Raw genomic sequence first — 23,380 nt, 5'->3', positions numbered from 1 at the left:
CTGAGGGCCGTGCGGGTACTGGGCGTGAGCAGCGAGGACGAGATGATCGCCTGCTTCCTGGGCGGCGAGTTGTCCAGCCCCAGGTTCGGCCGGAACCTCCGGTCCCGACTGGAGGCAGCCGGGCATGACGAACAGCTCCTGACGCGCCCGGACTGCTCCGACACCGGCGCGAACCTCGCACGCCGCGCCCTGCTCGCCGCGACGCGCGGGTACGGCGAGAACCGCGGCCTGTTCGCGGACTTCCCCACTGACGTCACGTGGACCAGCGCGGTTCTGTCCGCTGACGAGGTTGCCGGCGTGCGGTACCTCGACTACGCGTACTGGACCGAACTGTCGGGCGGCAGTCGCCGTCCGGCCGACGCCGCGGCTCGCATCAGAGCGGGGCTACGAGCCTTCGACGTGCCGAACGAACCGTTCATCGACGCCTCCCACGCACTCACCAGAGGCGAGAGGTTCCCTCCGCTCATCCTCGTCGGCGAGCAGCAGAACCGTCTGACCTGCCTCGAGGGCCACCTGCGCCTGACCGCCCACGCTCTCGCCGGCTTCCCGACCGACGTGGAGTGCCTGATCGGTACCGCGCGGGACATGGCGCACTGGGCGCAGTAGCGCGGCCGAGGCGGCGTACCCGGGTACGGTCCTCCGGATCAGCCCACCCGGTACCGCTGGGCGGGCCGAACAGGCCGGGCTCACCCGGGTGGGCCTCGCGGCCAGTCCGGATCCCAGACCGCACGCGACGGAGAAGCGGAACAGAGAGCGATGAGACGCCAGGACCCCCCCCTCACCCGCAGCCCTCGGATGACTCGCCTACCCGCTCCGCCCTCGACCAGGAGGCCGAGGACGTCACCATGGCGGTCATGTCCGCATCGAGACTGCTCGTCGCGATCTCCGCACGGGCGTTCGCCTCCACCGACGAATCCCTCACCCTGCCCCAGCTCCGCGCCCTCGTGGTGCTGGACACCTGCGGACCGGTCAAGCTCGCCGCACTGGCGGCGACCTTGCGAGTCAGCGCCTCGACCGCCCTGCGCATGGTCGAGCGCCTCGAGACCGCCGGCCTCGTCGACCGCAGGACCAACGCCGGCAACCGGCGGGAGGTCATCCTGCGCCTCACCTCCGCCGGCCGGGACCTCGTGGCGCGGGTCCTCGCCCACCGGCGTACCGAGATCCGCTCGCTCGTCGAGCGGTTGCCCGCCGACGCGCGCGCCGGGCTCGTCTCCGCCCTGAAGGCCCTCACCGCGACGGCGCACGAGATGGCCGTGGACCCGTTCGACGAGACGCGCCGAGTGGGGGGCCTGATCGACGACCCGCTCAATCCGACCCCACCGGACCCCCTCGGGGAGGACGCCGTCGGGCGAACGGCAACAGCGTCCGAGAGCTGGACTGAAGCGGGGCCACACCAGCCACACCCGCACGGGTGACCTCGCCAGGGCCTTACCCTCACCCTCTATGTCAGGTAACCTGACATAAGCGTCGACCCGGCCGGAGGTGCCGCATGACCATCGAGTACGCCACCCAGTACCGCACCCGCTCACTCATCCCGCCCGAGCCGGGCAAGCCGTACTTCATCGAGAAGGGCCACGGGGACCGGGCCCACCTCTTCGGTGACCTCTTCACGGTCTACGCCGGCGGTGAGCAGACCGAGAACACCTTCAACTTCTTCACCTGCGACGGCCCCAAGGGCGAGCTCATCCCGGCACACTCCCACCCCGACACCTACGAGGTCTTCTACGTCACCCAGGGCGCGGTCCGCCTCTTCGTGGAGGACCTGGACGGCGAACAGCACGAGAAGCTGCTCACGCCCGGCGACTTCGGCTTCGTCCCGAAGAACTGCCCCCACGCCTACCGCATGGAGCGGCACCACACCCAGATCGTCGGCGTGGCCGCCGGACCGGGCGGCACCTTCGAGCGGTTCTTCGAGAACCTCGGCACGCCGACCGACGAACTGACCCTGCCCGCACGGCCGTTCGTGCCGGAGGGCAGCAAGTTCGCCACCGTCCCGCAGAAGTACGACGTGCGCTTCCTGCCGGGTCACACATGGCGCACGGAGGGCTGAGATGCCGTACCTGAAGGCGCTGGCGGCAGGCGTCGTCGTGGGCGCGCTCTACGTGGTGGTACGGGTCAAGTCGCCCGCCCCGCCGCCCGTCGCCCTCTTCGGACTGCTGGGCATGCTCGCCGGCCAGGCCCTGCTGGCGGCCCTGTGAACCCCTCCTTCGCCCGCGCCGCCGCGTACTCCTTCGCCGCCGGTCTGCTGATGGGCGCCGTCTACTGGGCCATGGACGTCCAGTCACCCGCCCCGCCCCTGCTGGGACTCACCGGCCTGTTCGGCATCGTCGTCGGCGAGCGTGCCGCGGCGGCGATCCGCTCCAGGCGGGACGGCCGGACTCCCCCGCACCGCACCACGCCCCCGCACGAGGACACCGCCCATGACCGCTGACGGACTCATCGACGTCCACGCCCACTTCGTCACCGACTCCTACGTCCGCCAGGCCAAGGCCGCCGGACACCACCAGCCCGACGGCGTGCCCGCCTGGCCAGCCTGGTCCGAGACGGCCCACCTGGAACTGATGGACCGCAGCGGTATCGCCACGGCCCTGCTCTCCGTCTCCTCGCCGGGCGTCTTCTTCGGCGACACCGAAGCCGCCCGCCGTCTGGCCCGCGAGGTCAACGAGGACGGTGCCGGCCTGGTGCGTGAACACCCGGACCGCTTCGGCCTGTTCGCCTCGCTGCCGGTGCCCGACGTCGACGGCGCCCTCGCCGAGATCGCGTACGCCTTCGACCAACTCGGAGCGGACGGCGTCGTACTGGAGACGAACACCCACGGCGTGTACCTCGGCGACCCCCGCCTGGAACCGGTCTTCGCCGAACTGGCGCGCCGCGACGCCGTCGTCCTGCTGCACCCCACCTCACCGGTGTGCTGGGAGCAGTCCGCCCTGGGCCGCCCGCGCCCCATGGTGGAGTTCGTCTTCGACACCGCCCGCACGGTGACGGACCTGCTGTTCGCCGGAACACTGGAACGCCATCCCGAACTGAAGGTCATCGTCCCGCACTGCGGCGGCGCCCTGCCCGTACTGGCCGACCGGATCAACGGGTTCATGAAGCTGTTCATGCCGAGCGAGCGGGGCGCACCGGACGCGGTGACCCAACTGCGCAGCCTGTACTACGACTTGGCGGGCCCCGCCTTCCCTCGTCAGGTCCCCGCGCTGCTCGGTCTCGCCGACCCCGGACGCCTCCTCTACGGCAGCGACTACTGCTGGACCCCGGCCCCCGCCGCCGAGGCGCACGCCGCGTCCTTCACCAGTGCACCCGCTCCCGTGGACGGCACCACGTGGAGGTCGCTCACCACGGCCAACGCCCGCGCCCTGTTCCCCCGCCTCGCCCACTGACCTCCCGTACCGGAGTTACTCATGTCCCAGCCGGAACCCTTCCCGGTGGAGCTGCTCACCCCGCCCGACCCGGCCCGCCTGCCCCTGCCCCCGGCCGCGCCCGCCGCGCCGGGAGCACAGGTGCTGCGCGGTGCGGTCTACGACATCCCCGAAGGCAGCCGCCCCCTGGAGGTGGACCTGTGGCTGCCGGCCGAGACGGCGGACCCCGTTCCGGTGATCGTCTTCGTGCACGGGGGTGCCTGGCGCACCGGCCTGCGCGACGACCTGGGCCCCCGCTTCCGCGACTGGCGGCCGGGACCGTTCGCCCGGCTGGTCCGCTCCGGATTCGCCGTCGCCTGCCCCGACTACCGGCTCAGCGGCGAGGTCACCCACCCCGGCCAACTCCGGGATCTGCGCGCCGCGTTGACCTGGCTGCACGCCAGGTCCGCCGAACTCCGCCTCGACATGGCCCGCACCGTCCTGTGGGGCGAGTCGGCCGGCGGACACCTCGCGGCCCTCCTCGCCCTCACGGCCGGCAGCCTCCCCGTCCGGGGCTGTGTCACCTGGTACGCGCCGACCGACCTCACCCGCCTGGCGGAGGACCAGCCGGAGGGCGTCTACGACCCGAGCGACCCCGGCACCTTCGAGGCCCTGTTGATCGGCGGTGCGCTCACCGACCTCCCGGATCGCGCGCGCGAAGCCAGTCCGGTCAGCCATGTCGCACCGGACGCACCGCCCTTCCTCGTCCTGCACGGCACGGACGACGTGATCGTCCCCCACGCCCAGGCCGAGCGTCTGGTCACCGCGCTGCACAGGGCCGGGGTGAGCGCGGAACTCGTCAGCGTGCGGGGCGGCAACCACCTGTGGGCCGGGATCGAGGACGAGGACGTGGAACGGTGCTTCAACGCGAGCCTCGGCTTCACCGCGAGCCTCGACCTCGCCGCCCGGCGTGTCGACGCGGCCGACCGGGAAAGGGACGGCGAGGGCACCGGCCACGGCGGCAGGGGATAATCCCGCTTGTCACCGACCCCATGAAGGAGCCATGAGCCAGCGCGCGGCCAATCTGCCTCAACTGTTCGCCGAGTCCCGTCGCTGGTTCGAGGACGCCCTCTTCGCCAGCATGGAGGCGGCGGGCGAGCAGCCGGTGACCTCGACCCAGGCATCGGTATTCGCGCGACTCGATCCCGAGGGTACGACCGTGTCGGAACTCGCCCGGCGCATCGGCGTCACCCGGCAGACGGCCCATCAGGTGGTGCACGCCCTGATCGGCATGGGCCTGCTCGAACAGATCCCCGACCCCGGCTCCGCGCGCAGGATCCTGATCCGCACCACGGCGGAGGGCCTGCGCGTCCACGAACGGGCCCAGGCCACCATCGCGGTCATCGAGTCGGTCCTCGCCGACCGCATCGGCCCGTCGGCCGTCGAGGCGCTGCGGCAGACGCTGGCGGCGGACTGGGGCGAGCCGCCGCTGGTCACGGCGCCCTGAGGGGGCACCGCGGTTCAGGGTGCCGGCCCTCCGGAGCCGGGCGTTCATGACATTCCCCCGTCGGCAACCGGGCCTACGGCATCCCGTCCCGGCAGAGGCTGCCTGCGGGCGCGGCGGGCGTGCGCAAGGGCACCGCACGCCCGCTCGGCACCGCCTTCGGTGATCCGGCGGAAGCGGCGGCGCGGGCGGCCGGCTCGCCCGTGCAAGGCGGGGTCTCTTCAGACGCCGTCCGCCCGGCCGACTTGTTCCAGTCGGGCCCGGATCGGATACCACCACGGCGGACCGGAACAGGCTCCCTGATGCCCTCCGGGTATCACAGACGCCGAAAGAGGTCTTGGACGCACGACCGCCGCCGGACGCAGGCTGATCAGCGAAGCCAACGACACCTGCGAAGACAGGAGCCCCTGACCATGAAGATCTTCCTCACCGGCGGATCCGGATACATCGGCAAGGCCACGATCGGCGCGCTGGTCCGCCACGGGCACACCGTGGAGGCGCTGGCCCGCAACGACCGCGCCGCCGAGACCGTCGCCTCCCTCGGAGCGGCGCCGGTGCGCGGCGGACTGCGGGACCTGAGCGTGCTGAACGCGGCCGCCGCCCGCGCCGAGGCGGTGATCCACCTGGCGCAGGCCGAGACCGGGGACGAGGACCTCGCGGCCGCCACCGCCATGCAGGACGGCATCGGCACCGGCGCCTACGTCCACACCGGCGGCACCTGGGTCTACGGCGACACGGACGGAGTCGTGGACGAGACCGCCCCCTGGAACCCGCCGCCGGTGGTCGCCTGGCGCAAGCCCGTCGAGGAGGCCGTACTGCGCCGCGCCGAGCAGGGTGGCCGCCCCGTCGTGGTGCAGCCCGGGCTGCTGTACGGCGGTGAGAACCGTCTGATCGACATCTTCTACACCGGTCCGGGCCGGGAAGCGGGCGCCGTTCCGTACATCGGCGACGGCCACAACCGCTGGGCGCTGGTCCACATCGACGACATCGCGGAGCTCTACGCCGCCGCTGTGAAGGCGAAGCCGGGTTCGGTGTACGTCGGCGTGGGCGGCGTGAACCCCACGGCCAAGGAGTGTGCGCTGGCGATCGCGCGGTCCGTCGGTCTGGACGGCAAGGTCGCCTCCCTCACCCTGGAGCAGGCCCGCGAGCAGATGGGCCCGGTCGCGGACGCCTTCGCACTGGACCAGCAGCTCACCCCGGCGCGCGCCGAGGCCGAACTGGGATGGGTCCCGGCGCACACGGACCCGCTGGCCGTGCTCGCCGGCGAGTGACCGGCCGGGTCGGCCTCCGCCCTGCCTGCGGCGGCCGACCACGGCCGGAGCGGTAGATTCGTCACTGGTCGCCCCGGTCGCCCCACGGGACGCCGGCGACGTCGTGCAGGACGGCCGACTGCCCGGACGGGCCGTCGCCCCGGAGAGAGGGAGCGGTGAGTCCGGGTGGATCTCGATCTGCGGAAGCTCCGTTATTTCGTGGCCGTGGCCGAGGAGCTCCACTTCGGACGCGCGGCCGAGCGGCTGCACATCGCGCAGCCCGTCCTGTCCCGTCAGATCCGGAGCCTGGAGGACGAACTCGGCGCAGCGGTCTTCGACCGTGACCGGCGCGGCACGCTGCTCACGCCGGCCGGAGAGCAACTGCTGGAGGACGCCGTGCCGTTGCTCGCGTCGACCGAGGCACTCCTGCGGCGGGTGAGGGCGGCGGCGCGGGACACCCCCACCCTCACCGTCGGCTTCATGCCCGGCATCACGGTCACCCCGGCCACGGCCGCGTTCGCCACCCGCCGCCCCGGCGTCAACGTACGTCTGCTGCGGACCAGTTGGCACGACCAGGTGGAGGTGCTCCTGGACGGCCGGGCGGACATCGGCATCGTACGGCTGCCCGTCGACCGGCGCGGGCTGGAGGTACGGCCGCTCTTCCAGGAGCCCCGGGTCGTCGTACTGCCGGTGGGGCACCGCCTGGCGGGCCACACCTCGGTGACCGTGCACGATCTCGCCACCGAGCATCTCCTCCAGGACCCGGATGCCGTACCCGAGTGGCGTGACGTGGCCGTGGAACTGCGCGAAGGGCGGCGCCCCGAGGTCCCGGCCATCCACCAGGTGGAGGAGAAGCTGGAGCTGGTGGCCTCCGGTGCCGGCGTGTGCGTGCTCCCGTTGTCCACGGCGACCTTCTACACCCGCCCGGACGTCGTTCCGCTGCCCGTGGAGGACCTCGGCCCCAACCAGGTCGCCCTGGCATGGGTGTCGTCCCGGCGCTCCCCCCTCGTCCACGACTTCGCCGAGGCCGCGACGGAGACGCTCGGCCGGCCCACGACGCGGGAACAGTCGTAGTGCTGCACTCGCTGCCGTGAGCGCTCCTTGACCCTCACGTGGCGTCAGGCCGCATAGTCGGAGCCGTGGAGGATCACTGGACCGTGGGACGCGTGGCCGACCTCGCCGGCGTGAGCGTCCGCACGTTGCATCACTACGACACGATCGGGCTCGTCCGGCCGTCGGCGCGGACACCGGCAGGGTACCGGGCCTACTCGGCGGCCGACATGGAGCGGTTGCGTGAGGTGCTGGCCTACCGGCGGTTGGGCTTCGGGCTGCGGGAGGTCGCGGAACTGGTCGGCGATCCGTCCGCCGACGCGGTCGCGCACCTGCGCCGGCTGCGGGGCCTGATGCTGGAGCGGCGTGATCGCGCCGACGCCATGGTGGTGGCCATCGACAGGGAACTCAGGGCGCGGGCAAGGGGACTGAAGGTGACACCGGAGGAGCAACTGGAGATGCTCGGCGCGCGGCTGTACGACGCGATCGGCGGTGCCTACACCGCCACCCGGCGTACCGATCCGCGGATCGCCGCGCAGATCTGGGACGCGCTCGGAGACGCGCGGACCGTGCTGAACGTCGGGGCCGGCACCGGCTCCTACGAGCCCGCCGATCGCGACGTGACCGCGGTGGAGCCGTCGGCCGTCATGCGGGAGCAGCGGCCTGCCGGTTCGGCGCCGTGCGTGGCCGCCGCCGCGGAGAGCCTGCCGTTCGAGGACCGCTCCTTCGACGTCGCGATGGCCGTGTCCACCGTTCACCACTGGGCGAACCCGACAGCCGGACTGCGTGAGATGCGGCGCGTGGCCCGCGGCGTGGTGGTGCTCACCTTCGACACCGACGAGCCGGGATGGCAGGACCGGTTCTGGCTCACCCGGGACTACCTCCCCGAGTTCGCCTCCGTGCTCACGGGATTCCCTTCCCTCGCGGGGATGGCCGACGCGATCGGTGCCCGCGTTGAGCCGGTGCCCGTCCCGTGGGACTGTGCCGACGGCCTGTTCGAGGCCTACTGGCGCCGGCCCGGCGCGTATCTGGAGGATCATGTGCGACGTGCGATGTCGGTGTGGACGAGGGTCGGGCCGGAGGCCGAGGAGCGGGCGGTACGGAGCCTCGCCGACGACCTCGCGTCCGGCCGGTGGGCCGAGCACAACAGCGACCTCGCCGGCCTCGACGCGGCAGATCTGGGGCTTCGCCTGCTCGTCGCTTGAACCGCATCGGCAGTGGACGCTCGGTGCTCTACCTGTGCACTCCGCTCGACGCAACGCTGGTGGCCGCCTTGGGCTGGGCGTCCGGACCAGCACCGCTTGCCCGCTCTTGAGAGTTGCCGGGTCCGAGCAACGGCTTCCGGATACGTCGCAATGAGGGCCGGGACCACCGGGAACAGGCATCTCCGGCGCCGCCGTTACTCGACGAGGTGCGGGCGAACACGGGCCGCACCACTTCGGATCGCCGGCAGAGTTCGATCGTGTTGGATGGGCACATGAGCCAGACAGCTGCCCTGCGCCTGCGGCAGGCCATCGCCCGAACCGAGGACGCAACGCGAGAACGTCCCCCCATCGGGCGCCGCCCAGAGGAAGCCGACGATCTACTGGGCACCTTCGCCACGGACGGGGCACTCGGCTTCGATCCCTTCCCCTTCCTCCGAGCGCTCCACGACGCCGGCTCGCACGCGATAGTCATCGGCCAGGTCGCCGGCATCATGCACGGCTCCACCGAACTGACCGGAGACCTTGACCTGCTCTGGGACGGCACCCCGGACGAGGCACGCGCCCTGCGCGATGCCCTGGCCCTGTGCGGCTGCGCCGAACTGCCCGATCTCGCTCGTTCGCAGGTGGGTTACCGGGTCACCGGTGCCAGTGGCGACCTCTGCACTCCCGAGCTGCGCTGGGGTGCGATGGATGTCACCCCCTGCCTGACCTCGGCGGACATCACACGCGACCCCGCGGGATTCACCATCCGCTACGCCGCACTCGACGACCTGATCCACATGCGCCGGGCCCTCGGTCGCCCGAAGGACCGCCGTCGCGCCGACGAACTCGCGCGGCTGCGCAACTGACGCGGTTACTATCAGCGTTCAACGTCGCTTGGCCCGAACAGCCATGCCACTGGGGCATCTCGGCTCATCCGCTCCCGGCACACCCGCGGCTGAGACGCCGTCTGAACGACAAGGTCACCTCTGTTCCGGTCTCCGCGGCAACTGCTCAGCGGGCTGCGATAGTTTGCCCCGCATGACTGATCTTGGACCCGTCTCCTGGCCACCTCCCCCGATCAGGACCGAGAGGCTGGTGCTCCGTGCGCCGGAGGCCCAGGACCGTCCGGTGTTCATCGAGCTGCTGGCGTCGCCGGAGGTGCACACCTACCTCGGGGGTCCGCGCGCCCGTGATGAACTCGAGCGTGAGACACCCGAAGTGCCCGAGCAGTGGCCCGGGAGCCTCGTCGTCGATCTGGCCGGGTCGATGATCGGCCACATCCTTCTCCGGAGAGCAACGGGGCACCGTCGGCCGGCAGCCGCGGGGAAGGCAGACCTCGGCTACCTGTTCCTGCCGCGGGTCTGGGGACGCGGATACGCAGCCGAGGCGTGCGCGGCAGCACTCGACTGGTTCGCCGACGCGTTTCCCGGCGAGCCGGTGGTGCTCACCACCCAGTCCGCCAACGTCAGTTCGATGCGTCTCGCGGCCAAACTCGGGTTCGTCGAAGTCGAGCGGTTCGAGGCCTGGGACGCCGAGCAGTGGCTCGGCATGTGGTCCCCGGTCACGGCGCGTTGATACACCGACCAAGGTGGAGGCGAGTACCGAGACTGTCGGAACACCTCAGCCATTACGGACCCATGCCGTGAAGGCGTCGGCGAGTCCGGGCGGATTGGCGATCTCGGTGCGGCGGGCGACCCCCTCGTAGTACTCGGGCTCGTGAAGGATGATGGGAACCGGCTTGCCGATCACGCTTTGGACGGCGCCGGCGTCATGAAGGTGGCGAGCGAGCATGACACATGCTTGGTTGAAGGCGCCCTCGATCCGGGCGGCAATCGGCCCGACGTCATTCATCCGGTTTTCGGAGGGGCCGGGCTCGTCGTACCAGAGCCCGAGTTCTCTGATCCACTGGTCGCGCGCTGCGGCTCCGTCCGGGTCTCGGGTGGAGTCGCCGATGACGGTGAGCTCGTTCTGGAGCCAGAAGGCATAATTCCAGCGGGCCTCCGCCTCATCGGAAGCGTCCGCAATACTGCGTCGGAACTGAGCTTCGGTGTTGTGTCCAACGGTCAGCGTCGGCTGCCGCGGGTCGTCTCGCTCGTTGTCGATGAAGAACGAGACGACGTAGATGTCCTCCGCCTCGGCAGCCGTGATCGAGCACATTGCTCGTGTGGTCAGCGCTCGGAGATGGTCCTGGAACATGGCGGTCATTTATACCTGGATGCTGAACATCTCGACAGCGAACCCAGTCGTCCAGGCTCCCCGTCAGCGAACTTGGTCAGCCTTCGGCCCGGCTTCCTTGATCCTGGCCGGTGTTCCCCCCAGGGCGAAGGAGTGGTGGAAAGTGAAGGCTCGCGGCGTGGAGCCGTGGTCGTGAAGGTGGTTCAGCCTGGAAACCCCGTCCTGCCAGGTGGGCATCGCAGCGTCAAGGACCCACCACAGCACATGACTCGGGCGCCCTTTCCTCTCGAACCAGTCGTAACGCCTGTTCAACGCCTCACGGTGCAGCGAGGTGTAGATGGCGTCGAAGGCGGGACGCAGGTCCGTCCAGAGTGAGAGGGTCGCGGCCAGGGCAATGGTGTCCGCGGTACGGCCCTTGTCGTACCAGGCCGGTACGGCGAACTCTCCCCATGGCCCCCAGTGCACGTCGAAGTGCGTTCCCTGCTCGCCCTCTGCCGCTTCAGCGTGGGCAACGTACCCGGGGTGTCGGCTGATTGCACGGTAGATGGCGTCGGCGCTGTCGTGGAACTCGCGCGTGAGCGGTGCGGGATCGGAAAGAGGCGACTTCAGGACTCCGAATGTGTACAGAGCGAGGTGCGGCATACGTCTCCCTGGATTCCTGGTGGGGTGAGTGGTGTGGCCCGGCTGCCCGGCTCGACAGAACTCCTGGGCGGCGGCCGTGGGTGCTGGCCGAGGACCAGGTGAAAGTAGCCGCCTCCGCGAGCGGTGTCGAAGTTGCCTTTTCCTCGTCGACGTGGCCTCTTCGGCCGCCCCCACTGGTGACCGGGTGGGGCTCGCCCTCTTCGGAGACGCCAAGTCCCGCCGAACAGCCGCACCGCACGCGGTCTCGCACTGCACCATGGCAGTCCCCTGAGAGGCTCCAGGCTGCCCGGCATTCTTCGTGCGTTGTTTGTTCGGCACCGGCGCCCCGAAGGCGAACAACCCTGAGCTGCTACCTCTTGAGCCGCACACCGCACGAGCATCTCGACGACGACAACGCGACCGGATTCCCGGGCTGCGTCTCTGCTGAACTCCCCCCGGAGAGGAACGACATGGCCTTACCCACGGGCTCCACACACCTCGCCAAGGCTTTCACCGCCGGCGCCGCGGCCGCTCTGCTGATGCTGGGCGCGTCCCCGTCGTCGGCGACACCGGCGGCACCGGCCGCGGCCCCCTGCAACCAGGGGTCGTACTGCTGGTGGTCCGGCGCCAACTTCACCGGCAGCGGCATCTCGTACTCCGGCGATCTCGTCTCCGGAGGGTGTTACCTGACCTCGCACGTCGGCTCCGTGCGTTCGTACGCCCACTATCACCGTCAGGAGGGGTACTTCTACGCGAACAGCAACTGCACCGGAAGGTCCCACGCGGTACGGGCCCACTCCGAGAATCCTGACATCGGGTTCAACGCGTACAGCTTCAAAGCCGCCTGCGTCTCCTGCCTGGCCAAGGACTGAACCATGCCCTTACGCCACTTCGCCGCGACCGCGCTCGGGTGCGCCATGGTCCTGAGCGTCACAGCGACCTCCGCCGATGCGGCTTCACCGACGCCGACCCGGGCCACGGCCGCCCAGGTCTGCACTCCGGGCGGCCCGAACAGCGTCATCAAGGGGACCAACGTCACCATGCGTGACACACCCGGTGGACGGTGGGTCGGTACGGCCCAGAACGGCGACTGCGTCTACTGGTACGCGGCCATCTCGGGCCCCTCGGCGGTCTGTCCGGACGGCCGGGTCAGCCATGTCTGGCACGACGTGTTCAACTACCGGCTCCTCGTGCGGGGATGGGTTTCGGACTGCTTCTTCTGACGGGCGCGCGAAAGGCCGTTGACCACCTGACGGGTGAACGGCCCTTCCGTCGAAGGCCACTCCGTCCACGGCCTTCGTCAGTGGAAGACGGCAGGCGGTCTCGGCGATCCGGCGCTCTCCGCGGACACGGGCCCGCGCAAGGGCGGCGGTGCCGGGAGCAACGCCGCGGGTGCAGAGTCAGGGCGGCTCGCGTACGAAGCTCAGCACGGTGGGCGGTACCTCTGCTGCGTGAAGTACTGGCGCCATTCGGTGCGAGTGATCTCCGGAGTGACGGTGTGGCAGATCCGGGAGGCCACCCGTCCGACGGCGGGGTCCCACAGCAACGCGGTCCAGTCCTCGCTGCCGGTGGCCAGGGTACGGCCGTCCGGGCTGAAGGCGACGGCGTCCACCGGCTTGGTGTGACCCGCCAGCACGGCAAGCTCCCGGGCTCGCCCGCGCTCGGTCAGGCCGTACAGCCGTACGGTGTTGTCGGAGCTGGTGGCGGCCAGCGTGCGCCGGTCCGCGGCGAAGGCGACCGCCATGACACCGTCGGTGTAGCCGGTCAACCGGTCCCGTGCGACCGGACGCCGCGGCTCGGTGAGGTCCCACAGCCGTACGGTGCGGTCCTCGCTGCCGGTGGCAAGGGTGCGGCCGTCCGGGCTGAACGCGACCGACTTCACCGCCCCGGTGTGGCCGGCGAGAACGGCCGCGCGGGCGGGATGCCGTGGCCCGGCCACGTCCCACAGGGTGACCTTGCGGTTCCGGTCGGCCACGGCCAGCGTGCGGCCGTCCGGGGCGAAGGCCACGGAGTCCACTGCATGGGTGCCCGGCATCGCGGACAGGGGACGGGGACGTCGTCGTGGGTCCGTCGTGTCCCACAGCCGTACGCTGCCCCGCTCGCCGCCGGTGGCCAGGAGGCGGCCGTCGGGACTGAACGCCACCGAGTTGATGTGGCCGACGTGACCGGCCACGGCGGGCAGTTGGCGAGCGCGGTGTGCGGATTCGACGTTCCACAGGCGCAGTGTGCCGTCGGCACTGCCACTGGCCAGGGTGTGCCCGTCGGGGCGGAACACCACGGAGTTGACGGGGGCCGTGTGCCCGGTGAGCTCGGTGAGCTGACGGGGGCGCCGCGCGTCGGTGATGTTCCACAGGCGCACGCTGCGGTCGTAGCTGCCGGTGGCCAGGGTGCGGCCGTCCGGGCTGAAGGCGACGGAGTAGACCGAGCTGGTGTGGCCCGTCATCGCCGGTCCGGGCAGGTCCCACAGCCGTACGGTCTGATCCTCGCTGCCGGTGGCCAGAGTCCGGCCGTCCGGGCTGAAGACCAGCGACACGACACGTCCGGTGTGCCCCATGAGGACGGCCGACGCCCGGACGGGACGGTGTCCGGTCAACTCCCAGCGTCGTACCGTGCCGTCGACGCCGGCGGAGGCCAGAGTGCGGCCATCGGGGCTGAAGCCCACGGCGTCGACCGCGTCGGTGTGCCCGGAGAGCACCTCCGTGGCGCGCGGCCGTCGGGATCCGGCCACGTCCCACAACCGGACCGTGAAGTCGGCGCCGCCGGTGGCCAGGGTGCGGCCGTCCGGGGCGAACGCGAGGGCGCCGACCGCACCGCCGCGGGCGGTCGCGGGCGGCGACTGCCGCAGCCGCCGACCGGACTCGGTCACCTGCCACAGCCGTACCGTACGGTCGGAGTGGCCCGTGGCCAGCGCGCGCCCGTCCCGGCGGAACGCCACCGCGGTCACGGCGGCGGGCACACGGGTCGTGGCCGACAGACGCGGCCGTCGTGGATCGGACAGCCGCCACAACCGGATCTCGTCGCGGGAGACCGCCGCCAGAGTCCGGCCACCCGGCGTGAAACCCAGTCCTGTGACCGGGGCCGCGGCGGCGGGCAGGCGGGCGGCGAGTCGCGGGTGCCGTGGATCGCCGATGTCCCACAGCTGGGTCGCCCCGAGGTCGTCTCCCGCGGCCAGGAGACCGGCGTCCGGGCTGACCGCGACCGTGCGGACAGGGCCGGTCAGTCGCGGCAGCCTGCTCAACTCGCCTGGCCGGTGGGCGTCCGAGGCCCGCCACAGGCGCACGGTCCGGTCGCTGTCACCGGTCGCCAGTACCCGGCTGTCGGCACTGAAGGCCATCGTCGTGGCGGTGCTCGTCCAGTCGGGCAACTGCGTGGCGTACACGGTGGCGAAGGTGCTGAGCAGGGTGCCCCGGGCCTCGGGGGTGGGCGACAGCCGGTAGGCGGCCAGAGCCACCTGCGCGGCCAGCGCGGGGTCGGACGCCCGCAGCGCCATGGCCTTCTCCGCGGCCCTCTGTGAACCGGCCGCGTCCCGCTGCCGGTCCGCCGCCCGCTGTGCCCGCACGGCGAAGACCGCGGTGGTGCTCGCGACGACGACCAGAGCGGTCAGCAGCGCCACCGCTCCGCGCCGGAACCGCACGCGCCGCCGGGCCGCCGCCTGTTCGGCCGTCCGGGCGGCGAGGCTCGCGTCCAGGAACTCCCGCTCCACCGCGGACAAGGACGCCCGGTCGAGCCCGGCGGCCAGGTCGAGCCCGGCGCCCCGGTACAGCGCACCGGGGTCCCGGCGCAGTCCCACCCAGGCCTGCGCCGCGCCGGTGAGCCGACGCAGGGTCCGCAGGGCCTCGCGGTCCTCGGACAGCCATCCGTGCAGCCTGGGCCAGCACCGGATCAGGGCCTCGTGGGCGAGCTCCACCCGCTCGTGGTCCAACGTCAGCAGCCGCGCCCCGGCCGCACGGTCCAGTACGGCGCCGAGGCCGCCGTCACCGGCCCCCGCGAGCCCCTCCAACTCCGCGAGGGGCGCCGGACGCCGGGTGTCCTCCGTCCCCTCCCCCAGCGCGGTCAGGCGTACGAACACGCGCCGGGCCAGCTCGCGTCGCCCCGGCTCCAACTGCTGGTAGAACTCCTCGGCCGTACGCGCCAGGCCGCCCTCGAGTCCGCCCACCGACTCGAACGCGGCCAGCGTCAGGGCGTTGCCCCGCCGTCGCCGCCAGGTCTGCAACAGTGCGTGCGACAGCAGCGGCAGCACTCCGGCCTGGCCGTGCGCCTGTGCAGTGAGCGACGCCAACAGCGCGCCCTCGACGGTCAGTCCGGCCCGCTGGGCGGGCCTCACCACGGCCCGGCGCAGTTCGTCCAGGCTCATGGGTCCGACCGGCACCTGCGCGTCACGCATCGCCTCCACCAGCAGCGGATGGTGGGTGCAGTGCGCGTAGAAGTCGGCGCGCACCCCGAGGGCCACCCGGCACCGGCCGCCCTTGTCCAGGGCAGCGGTCACCAGGGCCTCGACGAAGCGGTCCCGCTCGCCGTCGTCCGGGCACAGCGTGAAGGTCTCCTCGAACTGGTCGACGATCAGCACCACGTCGCCCTTGCCGCCGCCGTCGCCATCGCCGGCTTGGGAACGGGCGGCGATCTGACGCACCACGCGGCCCAGGTTCGCCGGGTCCTGCCGCAGCTCCTCGTACACCCCGCCCGGCGTGAGTCCCGCCAGCGCGCCCAGCCGTACGGCGCACTCCTCCAGGGGCCGCGGCCCCGGCGTCACCACCACCGTCGTCATCGCGGCCCGCAGACGTGGCACCAGTCCCGCCCGCAACAGTGACGACTTGCCCGAGCCGGAGGCCCCGATCACCACCACGAACCGCTGTCGCCGCAGCCGCTCGGCCAGGTCCTCCACGAGCCGCTCCCGGCCGAAGAACCACTCCGCGTCCTGCTCCCGGAACGACCGCAGCCCCGCGTACGGCGAGGCCCGGCCGGACTCCTCCACCGGGGCGGGCTCGGTGTACGCCTCCCCCAGTTGCTCCGCCGTCTCCTGCCAGCGGCGCTCCCATTCCGCCAGGTCGCCGTCGCAGGCGCGCACGTACGCCAACGTCACCGCCAGCGTGGGCAGTCGCTGCCCGGACGCCGCCGAGGACAAGGTCGAGATCGAGTAGTGCGCCTGCTCCGCCAGCTCCCGGTAGGGCGGGTTGCCCGCCTTCCGCCGCAGTTGCCTCAGCCCCGCGGCCAGCTCCAGTAACGGACCTTCCCCCGCGTCCAGCGGACGCTCTCTGCGCGGCATCGCCGCACCTCCCCGTTCTGCTCTTCCCGCACGTCGCAGTGGTCGGCTGCGACGCCACATTTTTCCGGACTTGTCTGTGGGACACCAGTCACCGAACGCGAACTGGGTCCCGGCCCTGTGGAGAGCAGGCACCGGTGGTCGCACCGACGAGAGCACCGGTGCCGGAGGCGAGACACTCGCCTCCGGCAGGTCGGAAGAGGGGCGGCTACGGCCGGTTGAGGACGACGGAGTTGATCGGTGTCAGGTTGTAGTAGCCGAACTCGTTCAGTCCGATGGTGATCACACAGTTGACGCCGTTGTAGCCCTGGCACAACTGGGCGGTTGCGTTGGCGCTGCCGTACTGGTTGTTCAGCACATAGTGGTTGCCGAACTGGTTGCTGAGGTTGTGTGCTCCGTAGCTGTAGTAGACGTTCGTCGGATTGCTGGTGTGGATGTCAGCACCCTCCGGATAGATGCAGACCGCCCCGCCCGGGCAGCCGAACACGGTCCTGTCGCTGGCGTGGGCCGAGCTGGTTCCGATCGCCGCCACGGCGGCCGCGGCCATGGCGAACGCGGCGGCGCCCCGCGTGATCCTGTGCATAGTGGTGTCCCTCCGTCCACGGCCGGCTCGCCGGCCGTCACCACCGACCCCTGGCGGATGCCGGGCCGGACCGCTCCGGCGACGCGGCCGCTAGAAGTTCCCCTGCCGCCGCCGTCGGGCACACCAACCCTGCGACGACCGCGTCGCCTCGTCCATGCATTCGATCCTGCTCGAAGTGACTCGCCCGATGACCCTTGCAGGCGGTTGACCCTGCCCATTGGTGGTCGAACCGCCGACGCAATGGACGCCGCCGGCGTCTGGTGGCACTGCCGGAAAAAGGGTTTGAGCCCGGCGCCGACCCGCTGCTAATTTCCGGGTGGACCGTGAAGTCGTCATATGGAGGTGAGCCCCGTGAACACAGTTACCCGTGGGTGCTCCCTCAACCCGTCACGGTCCGGCGGCTGACGTTCGGTGTCGCCAGGAGCGCCTGAGATCGAGGCACTCCTGGAGGGAGACTCCGATGAAACCAACGCCTTGCACATCCGGCCTGAGCGAGCACGCGGTCATGATCACGCGCGTCGCGGACAGGCAATGGCACGCCCTGGACGACGACCTGGTGGTCGGCCGCGGGCATGCGCAACACCGCCCCGACGGCCGCTTGTTCATCAGCATCGACGCCTGGCACGACACCGCCTTCGACCGTCTCGCCGAAGCGATGCTGAAGGAACTGCCGTCCCCGCTGTACACGGTGGTCGACGAAGCCGACGTCGAGCTGACAGCCGCCTGGCGGCGGGCCGGCTTCACGCTCCGGCGCCGCGAGTGGGAGTACGTCGTACCGACCGATCCCCAGGTCACACGCCTCGACGCGGTCCTGCCGCCCTCGGGCGTGACGATCCTCCCCGCCGGTCAGGCGGACGAGGGTCTGCTGCGGGCCGTGGACCGCGCGATCCGTGACGAAGTCGAGGCGACCGTCGGGTGGCAGTCTATGCCCGCCGAGGTGGTCCCCCGCCGCGAGGGCGACACCATCGTGGACCCGTCCGAGTACGCGGTGGCCGCGGCCCCGGACCGCTACCTGGGGCTGATCCGCGTCGTGACGGCGATCCGCCCGCGCATCGGTCTGATCGCGGTCCGGGCCGACCAGCAGCGCCGCGGCATCGCACGGGCATTGCTGGCGCACGCGCTGACGACCCTGCACCGCTCCGGATTCGCCGAGGCATGGACCGAGGTACAGGAGTCCAACCAAGCAGGCTCGGCCCTGTTCGAGACCATCGGCGCCCGGCGGATGAGCAGCAATCTGGAGCTGGTGCGATGACCAAGAACAAGAACGTCATCGAGGTCGAGGGCAAGGTCGTCGAGTGCCTGCGCAGCGCCATGTTCACCGTGGAGCTCGAGAACGGCCACCAAGTGCTCGCGCACATCAGCGGGAAGATCCGCAAGCACTACATCAAGATCATGCTGGAGGACCGGGTCCTGGTCGAGCTCCCGCCCTACGACCTGACCCGCGGCCGGATCGTGTTCCGGTACCGGAACTAGTCAGCACGGTACCGGAACTGGTCAGCAGCGGTCGGCACCATTCCTGACAGCCGAACTCGGTTCCCCGGTCACAGCGCTCGCGTGACCGGGGAACCGATGACGCCGGACCCGACCGCGACGGCCACCCGGCCACCCCGCCACCGGCTCCGCGAAACCTTCGGACGCGGGCGACTCAGCAACGACTACTACGTCCCCATGGGGTACTCACTTATATGCACCACACAAAACAGACATACAGGAGATACTGAAATGACAACCCAACCCCGGTCGGACATGGCAACACATCCCGACATCCTCGACATGCGCAATCGGCACGAGATGGCCGAGCGTGTCGCGACCACTCCGAGGGCACAGGCCGTCGAGGCGATGGCCCTGATCACGGGCCTCTATCTGGCGGCCTCACCCTGGATCGCGGGATTCAACGGCTTCTCCACTCTCGCCGTCAACAATCTGATCGTCGGCATCGCATACGCCGTGATCATGAGCGGTGGTTTCGGCCGGGCATACGAGCGGTCGCACAGCATGGCCTGGGCCGCTTGCGCACTCAGCGCTTGGACCATCGTCGCGCCCTGGGTCGTGGCAGGAGACGTCAGCACCACCAGGACCATCGTCAACAACATCATCGTCGGCGTGGTCGGGCTTCTGCTGGCCCTCATGGCCGCCGCAGCCGCCCGCCCGGTGGATCAGTCGTCCGGCGACCGCTCCTCCCGGCGCATGTGATCGTCGCCCTCCCCCCAGTTCCAAGTCGTCGGCGGTCGTCAGCGGATACAACCAAACTCGGTGATCACCGCCGCGACACCTCGAAAGCCTCACGGATGGACGCCGGGACGCGCCCACGATCATTCACCTGATAGCCGTTGGCGCGTGCCCATAGACGTATCGGCTGGTCCTCGGGACGGGGATCGAGCCGTACGGACCCGTCGGGCGCCCCAGGACCACTCCAGTCTCCCGAGGAGACCCCTTCCAGTCGGTCCGCCGCCTCCTGGAAGAACGCGTACAACGAGGCGTACACGCCCTCCTCGGGACCGTACGCTTCGGCCCACGTCCCGACGGTTCCGTGGCGTGTGTCCAGAAACGTCCCGTACAGACCGTCGCGCTCGGCGGCGATCGGCACCCACTCGCGGCGCCACAACGGACGATCGGAGTCAGCGGACGGCTGCGCCTCCTCCAGACCCCTCTGGCTGAGGCAGACCCGCTCCATATCCGTCAGTCCGAGGAGGAGATGCCCGCCGGGCAGAGGTATCGCCGTCCCGAAGGCCACCAGACAGGATCGATCAGCGGGTTGTCTGCCGGCATCGATGTCGTTCGCCGACAGCCACTGCCACATCTCCTCCGGCAGCTTCACACCCATGCGCAGTTCGGCGTCTTCGATGGCAGACCGGCTCCCCGGACCGCCGAGCGCGGCCAGAACATCCGGTTCGTTCCGCTCGAGCCACGAGGTGATCCGGCCCCACGCCTCGCGCACGTCTCCGGTCTCGGCCATCGGAGCCCCCTCATCTGTGATCTCCACTGCGGCAGTAGGCGCCCATTTGCGGAGCGCGCCCACCCGTGTCGAGAACCGTAGGCGGGACCACTGACAGTGGCGGACCGACCGAGTCCCGGCGCAGGTTGCTCAAGGGGTCCGGCTGCGGAGGCACCTCGCAAGGGTGGGGATCATCACCGTCGCCGGGAGAACGTGCAGCCCGATGAGCGCGATGGTGGTGGCCGCGTCTGCCCCGGCCAGCAGGGGCGGGACCAGGGAGATCGCGGTCAGACCGACTGTCACCCACACGAACCGCACGGCGGGGCGGGCGCTCCAGCGAAGCAGAACCACGGCGATGACGATGCCGACGACCGAGAAGAACCCGGTGACCACGGCGAACCCGGAGAGCGGAATCGCCTCGCCACCGTCAGGGACCTCGAAGTCGACGCCGACAGCCTGGGCGAGCGCTGCGGCGAGCGTGGTGACCGGCACCGCCACCAGTGCGGCAACGAGGCCGACGCCGATGAGACCGCGAGGCCGGGGGATGCTGCGGACGCTGCTGGCCCGGTCCGTTTCCGGGGCTACGACGACCCCGCTCTCGTGGACGCTGTTCATGTCTCTCCTCCATCATCTGGCAACAGGTGTAAGGGTGTTCACAGGCACGAGAGGGCCCGCCCCTCGGCGTCGCAGCCGGGTCCGACCGGGATCGCTGCTCGCCCGCGCCGGCCCGGGCACGGGTGCCGCGCCGCCCGAGCGCACGCTGCGGGGTCAGGCCGTACCGTCCACCGGCAACCGCTCGGGCAACCCGAGACACGGGAACCGGTCGTCGTGGAAGGTGATGATCTCGGTGATCGCTCCGCCGGTGACGCGCAGGACGTCGATCGTCAGCGGCAGGTACGCGCCCTCCGCGCCCTCTTCCTCCCCCTGCCGCCAGAGGTAGAAGGCGACGGCGGGCTGCCGGTTCACGGAGGTGCGGACGGCGCGCAGGCCCTTCATGCCGTCGAAGCCGCCCTCGATCCAGTCGTTCACCACCGCGTCGCGGCCGACGTGGAGTCCCGGCGTGGGCGGCATGGAGCAGCGGACGTCGTCCCGCAGCAGCGCGGCGAGCGCGTCGACGTCCGTGGCGACGCTGGCGTCGGTGTAGCGGCGTACCAGTGCCCGGGTCCCCGCGTCCTGTTCGCCGCCGGTCCAGTCCTGCCGCTCTGCGGGCAGGTGTTCGCGCATGCCCGCCCGGGCCCGTTGCAACGCGCTGTTCACTGAGTTGACGGAGTCCCCGAGGTACTCGGCGACGTCCTTCGCCGGACAGCCGAGGACGTCCCGCAGGATCAGCACGGCCCGCGGACGCGGAGCGAGATGCTGGAGCGCGACCAGGTACGCCAGCTCGATCGTCTCCCGTGCGACGGCGACGGCTTCCGGCTCGTCCGCGCCGCCCGCGGGCAGCTCGTCGAGAAGCCGGTCCGGGTAGGGCTGGAGCCACGACACCTCGCCGCCGGTCGCGGGCTCCGGCCGGCTCTTGGCGAGCAGGTCCAGGCAGGCGTTGGTCGCGATCCGGTACAGCCACGCCCGGAACGTGGACCGTCCCTCGAAGGTCTCCCGCCGCCGCCAGGCACGGAGGAACGTCTCCTGCACGGTGTCCTCGGCGTCCTCGAACGATCCGAGCATCCGGTAGCAGTGCACGTGCAGCTCCCGCCGGTGCCGTTCCGCCAGCCCTGAGAACGCCGACTCGTCGACCTCGTCCAGCCTGCGATCGCCCAGGTCCCCCAGCCGCGTGTCCGCACTCATCACGTCATCCGTCCGCCTTGTCGTGTCCTGTCGTGGGTATGACGGGCGCGGGCGCGAAAACTCATCACCGGTCGGCCGGTGCGGCTGAGGCGGGTCCCTCTGGCGTGCGAGGTCGGCGGACCTGGCGGTGGGCTCAAGGCGGCAGTCGACGGAAAGGGCCTTGCAGCACCACGGGGGAACAGCGCTGCAAGGCCCTGAGACCCGTCTGCCCGGTGTCAATCGGTCCATGCACGCGTGACCCCCAGGTTCTTGTGTTCGTCCCCGCTCCGCCCGGGGCCGCCCCGGTCACCCTTCCCACGCGACGAGCCGTGAGGCCGACGAAAAATGCCTCATGGTCCGCCCCCCCCGCGAACCGCGAGGTGACCTCACTCGCGTCCGCCGCAGCACGGCAGACCCCGTACCCCCTCGCACCCATGTCTCCGGCGGCGGGCCATGTCAGGCCGCGCCACCGGAGACAACGGCCTGCGGCCCGGTCAGCGCTCCCTCCCGCCGTGGTAGCGCGCGGCGAGACGGGCGAGGGCGACGGCGGCGAGCAGGAGGCCGAAGTCACGCAGGGCGATGTCGTAGTAGTCGGGGATGGTCAGGAGGTTGACGATGATGCCGGCCAGCCAGGCCGCCACGAGCCAGGCTCCGAAACGCGGCGCGAGGGCCACGGCGATTCCGGCGACGACTTCGATCACGCCCACGGCGTACATGGCCGCCTGGGCGCTGCCGGGGACGAGGTCGTCGATCCACGGCGCGAGGTAGGCGGGCCAGTCCACGAGCAGGTTCGCGAACTTGTCCAGCCCGAACAGGATCGGCGCCACGGTGAAGGCCGTACGCAGGATCACGAACGCCTGGTAGCCGGGATCAGCGAACTGCCCGCGCCGCGAGGCGGCGGCGGAAGGGGTGCTTGCGGTTGCGGAGGACATGACGACCTCTCCTTCTATCGACAATTCTCATTACCTATAGAAGCCTTGCTCTCTTCTTTAGTCAATGGCCATGGGTTTTACACTGGTGTTCGTGGACGACCCGAAGGAAGTACGCGACACCGATGTCTCGGCCATCGCCGCACTGGACGAGCCGACCCGCAGGCGGCTGTACGACCACGTGGTGCGCCAGCCCGGGCCCGTCAGCCGTGACGACGCGGCCGCCGCACTGGGCCTGGCACGGCAGACCGCGGCGTTCCATCTCGACCGGCTGGCCGGCGAGTCCCTGCTCGACGTGGTCTATGAACGGCGCAGCGGGCGGACGGGACCGGGAGCCGGCCGACCGGCCAAGCTGTACCAGCGCTCCCGGAAGCAGATCGCGGTCAGCCTCCCGGATCGGCGTTACGAGCTGGCCGGACGCCTCCTGGCCCAGGCGGTGGAGGAATCCGCGGCGACCGGCGCACCGGTGCAGGACGTACTGCACCGCAAGGCCGAGGAACTCGGCGCGCGACTCGAAGAACCGGGCGGCGCAAGCCTCTTGGAGCTGCTGGAGCGGTACGGGTTCGAGCCGCGGCAGGAGGAGACGGGCGCCATCGTGCTGGGCAACTGCCCCTTCCACGCCCTGGCGCGTGAGCACACCCAGACGGTGTGCGGCATGAACCTGCACCTGCTGCGCGGTGTCCTCCAGGGCCTGGGCGAGCGCGCGTACACGGCCTGTCTGGCGCCCACCCCGGGCCGGTGCTGCGTCCGGTTGGAGCCTGCCGGGGCCTGAACGCCTGCCGTGGGC

The 23,380-nt window shown here is 70.9% G+C and carries 26 protein-coding genes and 1 pseudogene; 19 read left to right on the top strand and 8 right to left on the bottom strand.

Annotation, left to right across the window (positions count from 1 at the left end):
* Positions 1-9 precede the first annotated feature (9 nt).
* The 13 genes from ACIQJT_RS04660 to ACIQJT_RS04600 all read left to right on the top strand — a co-directional run bounded on the left by ACIQJT_RS04660 (position 10) and on the right by ACIQJT_RS04600 (position 9,904).
* Positions 10-606, top strand: coding sequence for a hypothetical protein (locus ACIQJT_RS04660; RefSeq protein ID WP_402639814.1), 597 nt, complete (start codon positions 10-12; stop codon positions 604-606).
* A 239-nt stretch (positions 607-845) separates the two neighbouring features.
* A complete protein-coding gene (locus tag ACIQJT_RS04655; RefSeq protein ID WP_402639812.1) occupies positions 846-1,415 on the top strand; it encodes a MarR family winged helix-turn-helix transcriptional regulator in 570 nt (189 codons plus the stop codon).
* Between the two features lie 74 nt (positions 1,416-1,489).
* Positions 1,490-2,050, top strand: coding sequence for a quercetin 2,3-dioxygenase (locus ACIQJT_RS04650; protein WP_402639810.1), 561 nt, complete (start codon positions 1,490-1,492; stop codon positions 2,048-2,050).
* 1 nt (position 2,051) lies between these two features.
* Positions 2,052-2,198 carry a DUF1427 family protein gene (locus ACIQJT_RS04645; protein WP_365462569.1) on the top strand — a complete coding sequence of 49 codons (147 nt, stop codon included), beginning with the start codon at positions 2,052-2,054 and terminating at the stop codon, positions 2,196-2,198.
* Positions 2,195-2,431 (top strand): DUF1427 family protein, encoded by a 237-nt coding sequence (locus ACIQJT_RS04640; RefSeq protein WP_402639807.1) that lies wholly within the window; start codon positions 2,195-2,197, stop codon positions 2,429-2,431. Before ACIQJT_RS04645 ends, ACIQJT_RS04640 begins: the two co-directional genes overlap by 4 nt.
* The gene (locus ACIQJT_RS04635; RefSeq protein WP_402639805.1) at positions 2,421-3,380 is read left to right on the top strand and encodes an amidohydrolase family protein; all 960 of its coding nucleotides are present in this window, start codon (positions 2,421-2,423) and stop codon (positions 3,378-3,380) included. Before ACIQJT_RS04640 ends, ACIQJT_RS04635 begins: the two co-directional genes overlap by 11 nt.
* A gap of 21 nt (positions 3,381-3,401) precedes the next feature.
* On the top strand, positions 3,402-4,370 hold the full coding sequence (locus ACIQJT_RS04630) for an alpha/beta fold hydrolase (protein ID WP_402639803.1): 969 nt from the start codon (positions 3,402-3,404) through the stop codon (positions 4,368-4,370).
* 31 nt (positions 4,371-4,401) lie between these two features.
* The gene (locus ACIQJT_RS04625) at positions 4,402-4,845 is read left to right on the top strand and encodes a MarR family transcriptional regulator (protein WP_365462561.1); all 444 of its coding nucleotides are present in this window, start codon (positions 4,402-4,404) and stop codon (positions 4,843-4,845) included.
* A gap of 410 nt (positions 4,846-5,255) precedes the next feature.
* Positions 5,256-6,113 carry an NAD-dependent epimerase/dehydratase family protein gene (locus ACIQJT_RS04620; protein WP_402639800.1) on the top strand — a complete coding sequence of 286 codons (858 nt, stop codon included), beginning with the start codon at positions 5,256-5,258 and terminating at the stop codon, positions 6,111-6,113.
* A gap of 165 nt (positions 6,114-6,278) precedes the next feature.
* Positions 6,279-7,166, top strand: a complete 888-nt coding sequence (locus tag ACIQJT_RS04615) for a LysR family transcriptional regulator (RefSeq protein WP_402639798.1) — start codon at positions 6,279-6,281, stop codon at positions 7,164-7,166.
* A gap of 83 nt (positions 7,167-7,249) precedes the next feature.
* Positions 7,250-8,347 (top strand): methyltransferase domain-containing protein, encoded by a 1,098-nt coding sequence (locus tag ACIQJT_RS04610; RefSeq protein ID WP_402640097.1) that lies wholly within the window; start codon positions 7,250-7,252, stop codon positions 8,345-8,347.
* A 272-nt stretch (positions 8,348-8,619) separates the two neighbouring features.
* Positions 8,620-9,195 carry a hypothetical protein gene (locus ACIQJT_RS04605; RefSeq protein WP_402639796.1) on the top strand — a complete coding sequence of 192 codons (576 nt, stop codon included), beginning with the start codon at positions 8,620-8,622 and terminating at the stop codon, positions 9,193-9,195.
* Positions 9,196-9,367: 172 nt separating this feature from the next.
* Positions 9,368-9,904, top strand: a complete 537-nt coding sequence (locus tag ACIQJT_RS04600) for a GNAT family N-acetyltransferase (protein ID WP_402639793.1) — start codon at positions 9,368-9,370, stop codon at positions 9,902-9,904.
* A 45-nt stretch (positions 9,905-9,949) separates the two neighbouring features.
* Here the strand turns inward: ACIQJT_RS04600 and ACIQJT_RS04595 are convergent, their stop codons facing one another.
* Entirely contained in the window at positions 9,950-10,534 is a 585-nt protein-coding gene (locus ACIQJT_RS04595) for a hypothetical protein (RefSeq protein ID WP_402639791.1), read from the bottom strand.
* A 54-nt stretch (positions 10,535-10,588) separates the two neighbouring features.
* Complete coding sequence (locus ACIQJT_RS04590; protein ID WP_402639789.1) at positions 10,589-11,146, bottom strand: DUF3291 domain-containing protein; 558 nt, start codon at positions 11,144-11,146, stop codon at positions 10,589-10,591.
* A 449-nt stretch (positions 11,147-11,595) separates the two neighbouring features.
* Here ACIQJT_RS04590 and ACIQJT_RS04585 point away from each other — a divergent pair, with 449 nt between their 5' ends.
* Together ACIQJT_RS04585 and ACIQJT_RS04580 are read left to right on the top strand one after the other, a co-directional pair.
* Entirely contained in the window at positions 11,596-11,997 is a 402-nt protein-coding gene (locus ACIQJT_RS04585; RefSeq protein WP_402639787.1) for a peptidase inhibitor family I36 protein, read from the top strand.
* Between the two features lie 3 nt (positions 11,998-12,000).
* Positions 12,001-12,348, top strand: a complete 348-nt coding sequence (locus ACIQJT_RS04580; RefSeq protein ID WP_402639785.1) for a hypothetical protein — start codon at positions 12,001-12,003, stop codon at positions 12,346-12,348.
* Between the two features lie 200 nt (positions 12,349-12,548).
* Here ACIQJT_RS04580 and ACIQJT_RS04575 read toward each other — a convergent pair whose 3' ends face one another.
* Both ACIQJT_RS04575 and ACIQJT_RS04570 read right to left on the bottom strand, forming a co-directional pair.
* Positions 12,549-16,388 carry an XRE family transcriptional regulator gene (locus tag ACIQJT_RS04575; protein WP_402639783.1) on the bottom strand — a complete coding sequence of 1,280 codons (3,840 nt, stop codon included), beginning with the start codon at positions 16,386-16,388 and terminating at the stop codon, positions 12,549-12,551.
* Positions 16,389-16,593: 205 nt separating this feature from the next.
* The gene (locus ACIQJT_RS04570) at positions 16,594-16,968 is read right to left on the bottom strand and encodes a hypothetical protein (RefSeq protein ID WP_402639780.1); all 375 of its coding nucleotides are present in this window, start codon (positions 16,966-16,968) and stop codon (positions 16,594-16,596) included.
* 460 nt (positions 16,969-17,428) lie between these two features.
* Here ACIQJT_RS04570 and ACIQJT_RS04565 point away from each other — a divergent pair, with 460 nt between their 5' ends.
* The 3 genes from ACIQJT_RS04565 to ACIQJT_RS04555 all read left to right on the top strand — a co-directional run bounded on the left by ACIQJT_RS04565 (position 17,429) and on the right by ACIQJT_RS04555 (position 19,161).
* Complete coding sequence (locus tag ACIQJT_RS04565) at positions 17,429-18,220, top strand: GNAT family N-acetyltransferase (RefSeq protein WP_402639778.1); 792 nt, start codon at positions 17,429-17,431, stop codon at positions 18,218-18,220.
* Positions 18,217-18,441: a translation initiation factor IF-1 gene (gene infA, locus ACIQJT_RS04560; protein WP_004936508.1), complete on the top strand. Its 225-nt coding sequence runs from the start codon at positions 18,217-18,219 to the stop codon at positions 18,439-18,441. Before ACIQJT_RS04565 ends, infA begins: the two co-directional genes overlap by 4 nt.
* Before the next feature lie 273 nt (positions 18,442-18,714).
* A complete protein-coding gene (locus ACIQJT_RS04555) occupies positions 18,715-19,161 on the top strand; it encodes an SPW repeat protein (protein ID WP_365462547.1) in 447 nt (148 codons plus the stop codon).
* Between the two features lie 64 nt (positions 19,162-19,225).
* Here ACIQJT_RS04555 and ACIQJT_RS04550 read toward each other — a convergent pair.
* The 4 genes and pseudogenes from ACIQJT_RS04550 to ACIQJT_RS04535 all read right to left on the bottom strand — a co-directional run.
* Positions 19,226-19,372 (bottom strand): annotated as a pseudogene (locus tag ACIQJT_RS04550) (histone-like nucleoid-structuring protein Lsr2); the annotation flags it as partial.
* A gap of 681 nt (positions 19,373-20,053) precedes the next feature.
* Positions 20,054-20,518 (bottom strand): DUF6069 family protein, encoded by a 465-nt coding sequence (locus tag ACIQJT_RS04545; protein ID WP_402639774.1) that lies wholly within the window; start codon positions 20,516-20,518, stop codon positions 20,054-20,056.
* A 153-nt stretch (positions 20,519-20,671) separates the two neighbouring features.
* A complete protein-coding gene (locus ACIQJT_RS04540) occupies positions 20,672-21,685 on the bottom strand; it encodes an RNA polymerase subunit sigma-70 (RefSeq protein ID WP_402639772.1) in 1,014 nt (337 codons plus the stop codon).
* Positions 21,686-22,158: 473 nt separating this feature from the next.
* Complete coding sequence (locus ACIQJT_RS04535; protein WP_365462541.1) at positions 22,159-22,596, bottom strand: hypothetical protein; 438 nt, start codon at positions 22,594-22,596, stop codon at positions 22,159-22,161.
* Between the two features lie 85 nt (positions 22,597-22,681).
* On the opposite strand from ACIQJT_RS04535, the gene ACIQJT_RS04530 reads away from it, so the two are divergent.
* On the top strand, positions 22,682-23,365 hold the full coding sequence (locus ACIQJT_RS04530; protein WP_402640095.1) for a helix-turn-helix transcriptional regulator: 684 nt from the start codon (positions 22,682-22,684) through the stop codon (positions 23,363-23,365).
* The last annotated feature ends 15 nt before the right edge of the window (positions 23,366-23,380 follow it).

The organism is Streptomyces sp. NPDC091972 (assembly GCF_044756385.1).
Taxonomy (GTDB): domain Bacteria; phylum Actinomycetota; class Actinomycetes; order Streptomycetales; family Streptomycetaceae; genus Streptomyces.
Note: the sequence above shows the minus strand (reverse complement) of the source record. Positions and strands in the feature narration are given on the sequence as shown.

Bases quoted from the DNA above. Each gene is read 5' to 3' on its own strand.
- ACIQJT_RS04645 (WP_365462569.1), top strand. From the start codon at position 2,052: ATGCCGTACCTGAAGGCGCTGGCGGCAGGCGTCGTCGTGGGCGCGCTC.
- ACIQJT_RS04565 (WP_402639778.1), top strand. From the start codon at position 17,429: ATGAAACCAACGCCTTGCACATCCGGCCTGAGCGAGCACGCGGTCATG.
- ACIQJT_RS04600 (WP_402639793.1), top strand. From the start codon at position 9,368: ATGACTGATCTTGGACCCGTCTCCTGGCCACCTCCCCCGATCAGGACC.
- ACIQJT_RS04545 (WP_402639774.1), bottom strand. From the start codon at position 20,518: ATGAACAGCGTCCACGAGAGCGGGGTCGTCGTAGCCCCGGAAACGGAC.
- ACIQJT_RS04635 (WP_402639805.1), top strand. From the start codon at position 2,421: ATGACCGCTGACGGACTCATCGACGTCCACGCCCACTTCGTCACCGAC.
- ACIQJT_RS04605 (WP_402639796.1), top strand. From the start codon at position 8,620: ATGAGCCAGACAGCTGCCCTGCGCCTGCGGCAGGCCATCGCCCGAACC.
- ACIQJT_RS04580 (WP_402639785.1), top strand. From the start codon at position 12,001: ATGCCCTTACGCCACTTCGCCGCGACCGCGCTCGGGTGCGCCATGGTC.
- ACIQJT_RS04585 (WP_402639787.1), top strand. From the start codon at position 11,596: ATGGCCTTACCCACGGGCTCCACACACCTCGCCAAGGCTTTCACCGCC.
- ACIQJT_RS04540 (WP_402639772.1), bottom strand. From the start codon at position 21,685: ATGAGTGCGGACACGCGGCTGGGGGACCTGGGCGATCGCAGGCTGGAC.
- ACIQJT_RS04570 (WP_402639780.1), bottom strand. From the start codon at position 16,968: ATGCACAGGATCACGCGGGGCGCCGCCGCGTTCGCCATGGCCGCGGCC.
- ACIQJT_RS04625 (WP_365462561.1), top strand. From the start codon at position 4,402: ATGAGCCAGCGCGCGGCCAATCTGCCTCAACTGTTCGCCGAGTCCCGT.
- ACIQJT_RS04630 (WP_402639803.1), top strand. From the start codon at position 3,402: ATGTCCCAGCCGGAACCCTTCCCGGTGGAGCTGCTCACCCCGCCCGAC.
- ACIQJT_RS04620 (WP_402639800.1), top strand. From the start codon at position 5,256: ATGAAGATCTTCCTCACCGGCGGATCCGGATACATCGGCAAGGCCACG.
- ACIQJT_RS04590 (WP_402639789.1), bottom strand. From the start codon at position 11,146: ATGCCGCACCTCGCTCTGTACACATTCGGAGTCCTGAAGTCGCCTCTT.
- ACIQJT_RS04535 (WP_365462541.1), bottom strand. From the start codon at position 22,596: ATGTCCTCCGCAACCGCAAGCACCCCTTCCGCCGCCGCCTCGCGGCGC.
- ACIQJT_RS04650 (WP_402639810.1), top strand. From the start codon at position 1,490: ATGACCATCGAGTACGCCACCCAGTACCGCACCCGCTCACTCATCCCG.
- ACIQJT_RS04555 (WP_365462547.1), top strand. From the start codon at position 18,715: ATGGCAACACATCCCGACATCCTCGACATGCGCAATCGGCACGAGATG.
- ACIQJT_RS04595 (WP_402639791.1), bottom strand. From the start codon at position 10,534: ATGACCGCCATGTTCCAGGACCATCTCCGAGCGCTGACCACACGAGCA.
- infA (WP_004936508.1), top strand. From the start codon at position 18,217: ATGACCAAGAACAAGAACGTCATCGAGGTCGAGGGCAAGGTCGTCGAG.
- ACIQJT_RS04655 (WP_402639812.1), top strand. From the start codon at position 846: ATGGCGGTCATGTCCGCATCGAGACTGCTCGTCGCGATCTCCGCACGG.
- ACIQJT_RS04575 (WP_402639783.1), bottom strand. From the start codon at position 16,388: ATGCCGCGCAGAGAGCGTCCGCTGGACGCGGGGGAAGGTCCGTTACTG.